This is a genomic window from Psychrobacter halodurans (genome assembly GCF_017498075.1).
GTDB classification, from domain to species: Bacteria; Pseudomonadota; Gammaproteobacteria; order Pseudomonadales; family Moraxellaceae; genus Psychrobacter; species Psychrobacter celer.
In genome coordinates, this window is record NZ_JAGBKN010000015.1 from 63,251 (window position 1) to 69,893 (window position 6,643).

The 6,643-nt window shown below is 48.6% G+C and carries 5 protein-coding genes; all 5 read right to left on the reverse strand.

Features of this window, described 5'->3' with window-relative positions; genetic code table 11:
- Positions 1-77: 77 nt before the first annotated feature.
- The 5 genes from J3491_RS08205 to J3491_RS08225 all read right to left on the reverse strand — a co-directional run bounded on the left by J3491_RS08205 (position 78) and on the right by J3491_RS08225 (position 6,443).
- Positions 78-764 (reverse strand): methionine ABC transporter permease, encoded by a 687-nt coding sequence (locus tag J3491_RS08205; RefSeq protein WP_100750042.1) that lies wholly within the window; start codon positions 762-764, stop codon positions 78-80.
- Between the two features lie 18 nt (positions 765-782).
- On the reverse strand, positions 783-1,553 hold the full coding sequence (locus tag J3491_RS08210) for a methionine ABC transporter ATP-binding protein (RefSeq protein WP_172953126.1): 771 nt from the start codon (positions 1,551-1,553) through the stop codon (positions 783-785).
- A 287-nt stretch (positions 1,554-1,840) separates the two neighbouring features.
- The gene (locus J3491_RS08215) at positions 1,841-4,126 is read right to left on the reverse strand and encodes a HAMP domain-containing sensor histidine kinase (protein WP_207969800.1); all 2,286 of its coding nucleotides are present in this window, start codon (positions 4,124-4,126) and stop codon (positions 1,841-1,843) included.
- A 98-nt stretch (positions 4,127-4,224) separates the two neighbouring features.
- A complete protein-coding gene (locus tag J3491_RS08220; RefSeq protein ID WP_058025471.1) occupies positions 4,225-4,947 on the reverse strand; it encodes a response regulator transcription factor in 723 nt (240 codons plus the stop codon).
- A gap of 317 nt (positions 4,948-5,264) precedes the next feature.
- Positions 5,265-6,443 (reverse strand): efflux RND transporter periplasmic adaptor subunit, encoded by a 1,179-nt coding sequence (locus J3491_RS08225; RefSeq protein WP_207969801.1) that lies wholly within the window; start codon positions 6,441-6,443, stop codon positions 5,265-5,267.
- Between the last annotated feature and the right edge of the window lie 200 nt (positions 6,444-6,643).

A 6,643-nucleotide genomic window follows, 5' to 3' on the forward strand; every position in this document is an offset into this window, starting at 1 on the left:
TGATAAGAGCTAAGAGGATTCATTACTGCCAAAAATAAACCGAGTCGCTGGCAATGTCAAGTATTTGCCAAAGCGGCTTAACGTTTGTCTAGGCGGTTGGCCAGCCAGTTACCAGACGCTTGGATAGCGATGACCATAATCGATAGCATAATCACGATAAAAATCATCACCTCAGTTTGGTAACGATAATAACCATAACGAATGGCCAAATCGCCCAAACCGCCGCCGCCGATCATACCAGCCGCCGCAGAGTATGACAGCAAGCTGATACACAAGATAGTCACCGACAGCACCAGCCCTGAGCGCGCCTCGTTGAGCAAGACTTTGATAATAGTAAAGGGGCGAGCGCCCATCGACTCGGTGGCCTCGATGATACCGCGCGGGACTTCACGCAGGTTTTGCTCGACCAAACGGGCAAAATAAAACGAGCCGGCAATAGCAAGCACCAAGGAGGCGGCAATCGGTCCGATACCTGTACCGACGATGGCTTTAGTAAATGGACTCATCGCAATCATTAAAATCACAAACGGGAAGGCGCGCATAAAGTTGGTGATGCCGCCTAACACGCCATATAGTGTTTTATTTTGCAAAAACTGTCTATCGCTGGATAAGAATAAGAATATTCCAAATAGCCCACCGATCAAAATGGCAACCGCCGTTGAGATACCCAGCATGATAAAGGTATCAATAAACGCAGTCACAATCTCTTTACGCAGCGCAAACAGCTTGTCGATCGAGGCGGATAGTTCCGTACCAGTTAACATATTATTTCTCCTACCTCATTAGTCCTCAACGACTAAGCCTTGGCCAATCGGGGTGGTGGCCTGAATCAGACCATCTCTTACGTCTGCAACCTCAAGCAGCTTGCCTTGATGTAATAAGGCGGCGCGGTCGCAAAGCCTGCGGATCACACTCATCTCGTGGGTGACAATGACGATGGTCACGCCTAGCTGCTCGTTGATATCACGCAGACAGGTGAGCAAGCTACGAGTTGTCGCAGGGTCGAGGGCACTGGTCGGCTCATCGGCCAATAGCACCTTTGGACTAGGCGCTATCGCGCGGGCGATACCAACGCGCTGCTTTTGGCCACCTGAGAGCTGCGCAGGGTAGTGGCCGGCGCGATCAGTCAGATCGACAATCTCTAGGCAGTCCATGACGCGCTGATGAATATCACGACGCGGATAGCCTGCGACCATCAAGTTAAAGGCCACGTTGTCAAAGACGGTGCGATTGGACATGAGGTTAAACTGCTGAAATATCATACCGATATTGTGGCGCGCCACTCGTAGGTCGCTGGCTGATAAGGTGGTCAAATCAGTGCCATCGATGATGACCTGACCTGAATCTGGACGCTCGAGCATATTGATCAGGCGCAACAAGGTGGATTTACCGGCACCTGAATAGCCCATTAGGCCAAAGATTTCACCTTGCTGGATGGACAGTGACGTCGGCTCGACAGCAGTAAACCAGTGGGGCTTGCCATCTTTGTCTTTGATTGAGCGGTCACTTAAAAAACTTTTGGTCACATCGTTTAAGACAATCATGTCATTCATGGAGGGCTCAAAATTCAATGGTTTTTTTAATGTCACAAACGCCTTGTTTTGCCTCTATCGTCATCTAAGAGGCAAAAAAACAACCGTTCATAACCCTATAATAAGGGGCGCTAATATAGCATATTATCGGGTACTTTGGATATGCGCATCCGCGACCCGCTTATGATGAATAGCGATTAGGCGGGGGAGGCGAGGAAAAAAGGCAGATAATAAGAGCAGTTTTTGACAAGAAGACTAGATAGGCGCACTTAATAGAAGGGTTTGCGCAAGCAAGATAAGAACACGTCCTAGCCATTTGGATGATAGTGCGGATTATGCTTGACTGGCAGTATGACCAAAAACCTTGTATGGCCATTGATGGTATCAGTGATGATACGGCCCTGATGCGCGGTGACGATTTGTGATACCAGTGATAACCCCAGCCCTGAGCCTTTGTTTTTTTGTTGCAAACGCACAAATGGGCTAAACACGTCTTCGCGCTTTTCTTCAGGGATGCCAGCTCCTTCGTCGATGACGGCTAGTACCGCGTATTTGGGCAGAGGGCGTTCAGGCTCTGTTTTGGTTTTTTTGAGATGCTTGGTAAACAAGCCTTCTTTGCGCGGCGCGTCCATAGCTTCCCCGTCAAGCTGCGTCGCGTTTTTGCTACTAATTTTTTGGTCTTTTGGCTTTTTGCTATCATCGCTAGTGGCTGAACCATTGGCGATGGCGCTTTTTTGGCTGTGGCCATTTTTTAGCGCATTGATACCTTTGCTCATCAGACTGTCTTTGGTTTTCTGTATTGTAAGGTCACTATCTGCTGCTGCCGCGTCAAGGAGAGGGGACTGGTTACTATCAGCCTGCGCCGCGCTCTTAGGTACCGCACGCCAAGTGACTTTTTTGACTTTGTCCGCAAACTCAGAGGTAAAGCGCTGATAGTCTGTCATCACAGATAGCGATGCGCGCGCGTCCTTTGTTTTAAGAGCGGTATGGTCGTTGGCCGAAGCGAGAGCGTTATCATCCTTCTCCGTTGCAAGCGTGTCATCCGCACCTACTGCAGATGTCTTAATCTGATGCGTCTCGCTGCTTAGTGTTGTATCGTGGTTAGGGCGGTCAGCAGCGTTGTCGTTTATCGTGTCGACCGCAGTGTGAGTGGCATCAGCATTATCTGCTTCATTAACGACAGCGGCCTCGTCAACGAGCGTTTCGCCGTTTTTGTAGATAGGCGGTGCAGGCAGTGCTATGACCGTCTCTGTCATGTCTGCTTCATCTGCGGCGGTATCTGTGAGCGCGGTATCGTCACCTTGCGTTGATGCCGCCCGCCCATCCTCTCGGTTTGGTGCCGCGGTCTCATCATAGGAGTCAAAGTCTGAGCTATTATAATCGGCGAAACTACTGCAAATGAGGGTTTGCAGCAGATAGTCTGGGATGCTATCGGCCTCGTCAATGGTCTGTACGCCATATAGCAGTACGGTCACTGGCGGCACCCCATGTAGCATCGCATTGGTCAATAGATTGCGAATCAAATGGGTTAGCATAGAGGCCTGCCCATCGATGATGATGTGCTCGCCGATCAACGTCGCCTCAGGGTAATGTTGGCGCTCTTGATTGATGAGATCGTATAGATCTAGGCGCTCTACTTGCTGCAACGCATGACCTGCATCCAAGCGGCTGACCAGCAAAATGCTTTCTACCAAGTCATTGAGCCCAGACAAATCGCGATTGATGGCTTGGGCGCGTTTATCAAACTTCTCTTTGGTATCAGAGGGCAGCGCGCCTGCCAGCATGTCCATCATCTCAATCTGCAAGCGAATACGCGTGATGGGTGTGCGCAGCTCATGAGAAGCGTGCGCCAGCAGTAAGTTATTGGCATCGACCAAATGCTCGATTTTTTGTGCCGCTTGGTTAAAACCGCGCGCCAAGGAAGCAATCTCATCATTACCGCGCGCATTGACTCGCACGGTAAAATCACCATCACCCAGCTGCGTCATCTGCTGGCTCATCTGATTGATACGCCACGTCATGGTGCGAGCAATAATCCACAAAACCCCTGCCATGATAAGCAGCAGCAATAAGGTGCCGGTAAATAGATTCAATGCTGCAGAAAGGGCTGGTTTTTTGGGCGGTAAACGCGATTCGTACAGCAGCGTATAGCCTGTGCTGCTATATACTTGTGCTTGCTGGGTCGTGGCGGTATCAGAAAAAGAAGGGAAAACGCGTGATAACAAAGATGGGGTAGGCGGCAGCTCTAATGGCAAATCGCTGTGGTCGGTTTGCATCAGCAAATGACCATCGCTGTCATACAGACCCATCTTGGCCTGTAAAGACTCGTCAAAAATATCAAAGCTTTTTTTGACGACCGCCAGCATAAACCGCGACTGCAAACGGTTATCTTTGCTAATGGCGGTATTTAGCTCATGCAAAAAAGGATCGATTTGCCCTAAGATCTGAGTGGCCAATACCTCGGAGCGAATTCCCGCATCTTTATCATGTACCAGCTGGGTCAACAGCACCATCGCTACTGCAAATAAGATAAGCGCCAGCATCACACTGGCAAATAGCTTGGCAAATAAAGAGCGAAAACCCAAGTGCTGCATTAAACCATCTCTATTATCAGACGTTTATAACGATTCAAAACGTTTACTATATGGTCTGTCGTTTATAGTGTGCTGCCGCTCATAATATGAGCAAAAAATCAGACCTGATCGGTGGCAAATTGATAACCGACGCCGCGTACGGTAATGATACGTTTGGGCTGGCGAGGGTTGTCTTCAATCAAGGCGCGCAGACGTGAAATATGCACATCGATGGCGCGGTCGATATTGTCTGAGCTGTCATCATTTGGCATCGCCTGCCAGAGCTGCTCACGATTGAGCACTTTACCAGAATGCGTGGCAAAGTAGTGTAGTAATTGAAACTGATGCGTGGTCAAACGTACCGGCTCATCATCAATCGTCACCTCATGACTGTCAGGGAATACGCTTAAGCGGCCAAAGGTCAAGCTATCTGACTGGCTGTCTGCTTGGTTTGGCTGCTCATGACGGCGAATCACAGCGCGGATACGAGCCAATAGCTCACGCGGCTCAAAAGGCTTGGCGATATAATCATCGGCACCCATCTCAAGGCCCAACACGCGATCTGTGGTATCGCCTTTGGCCGTCAACATGATAATAGGTACCTTATTGGTCATGTTGTTTTTATTGCCACGGATCTTTTGACAGACCTGCATACCATCCATATCGGGCAGCATCAAATCAAGCACCACCAAATCGATATCACGCTCTTTGGTATCTAGTAAGTCAAGACCTTCTTGACCAAGCCCTGCGTGATGCACGTCGTAATAATTCATGGTCAGATAGTCGCTGATCAATTCTGCTAAATCTGGATCATCTTCTATTAATAAGATCTGTTTACTCATGGGTTATCCTCTAGTTGTTGTTATCATGGGTCAGCCGTTTATACGGCTCTGTACAGTCATTCTGATAAATACATCAGATGCGACCGCTGTTATGCCAAACGTCTGAATGTGTTATGTGCTATTTAAAGACATTATTTAAAGGCACTATTTAAAGGTGCTATCTCGTAAATATGCATACGCTTAAATACGTATGCTTGCTGTAAACGTGCTAATAATAAAGACCGCTAATAATAAAGACATAGTGCCTAATTTTGCTGTGACAAAACAAGACAAGCTTTGTTAATGTTTCTACATAATGTAACTGCTAGCATAAGCCATTAAGACACAATGACTTTTTTGCCTTTAGAATCAAGCGGTAAATCGGCCAAGCAAATCAAGCTGTCATTACTGATGCCTGCGATCAGATACTGCTGAGAGGTGGGATTAAACTCGATTATTTCTACAGGCTGGCGCGTCAGACGCTGATCCTGTCCGATGATCCACACATTTGCCGCCAATGGCCTTAGAGGTTTATATGGTGGTGAATGCAATTCTGTCAAGTTCACATCATGTAAGGCGCGTCTAGGCACGATAGTACCGACGTCGATTTGTCCATAGTTGACCCGCCCCGTGACCTGCATCTTAGGCAGCAGTTTTTTGCGACTGCTCTCGTTATCGATCACATTGACATGGACCAGCAGTTTTTTGGGGTGCGGGGCTTCGACCAGCTTGCTGACTTGACCGGTGAACTGATCTGTCAGCTCAGCGGTTGTAAAATTAACCGTTTGTCCTACCGATAGCTGCGGCTCTGCCTGAATAGGCACGGTCGCGACAAAGTATAGCTTGGTCTCATCAGCGATCTGCAATAAGGACGTACGTGCAGCGAGCTGCTGTCCTGCGGCGGCATTTAACTGCGCGACCCGCCCAGCGAAGCTGGCACGCACTGTGATAAGTTGGTATGACGAATGCTCTGAGGCGTCGTCGTCCGATGTGTCTGTCGCAGCGTCTGCATCCGCTTCCTCTATGGTGGTTTGTTTTGTCTTATCCGGGCGAGGTGAGGTTTTTTCAGTAGCTGGGTCTTTTGCTGCACTTTTGGTTTGCGGCGCTGCATTGCCATCGGTCTCTGTATTTATCTCATCTGAGCGTTTGGGAGGTGTCTTATTGGTCATGTCCAGCCGTCGGACGATAAGCAAAGGCGCGTCTTTTTCGACCTGCTGACCTTCACTGACCAGCACCTGTTCGACATACAGCGGCTGGGCGGCGACAAACTGACTTTGTTTGATTGGCTGTATATTGCCCTGTAGCCCGAGGCTGGGTTGATAGCGCGATGGTTTGATACTTAGAATATGGTCTGGCGTCATCGTCACCGTGCTATCACTGATGATCAGTGGGTTATCTACTGTCTCACTGTTTTCTGCTGTGACAGGCTCATCGGTAGGCGGGGAGGGCTGACAAGCCAGCAAAAGCAAAATGCTAAGTAAGTACGGGCTTTTTTTTAACCATTGAAAAGCTGTCATAGCAGTCACCGTTATAATCGTCGTTTTATTATATAGTGAAATCCTATGAGGTGAAACGATTGTACGCTAGCTGATTGTGCAGTGACCAAACATTGCCGGTCGTCATATAGTCAATTCTAAATAAAACAGATACATTATATGTCAACGTGGAACTGGTATAAATTTTCCTTGCGTGCTGTGCCTGCGCCGACAGAGGCTGC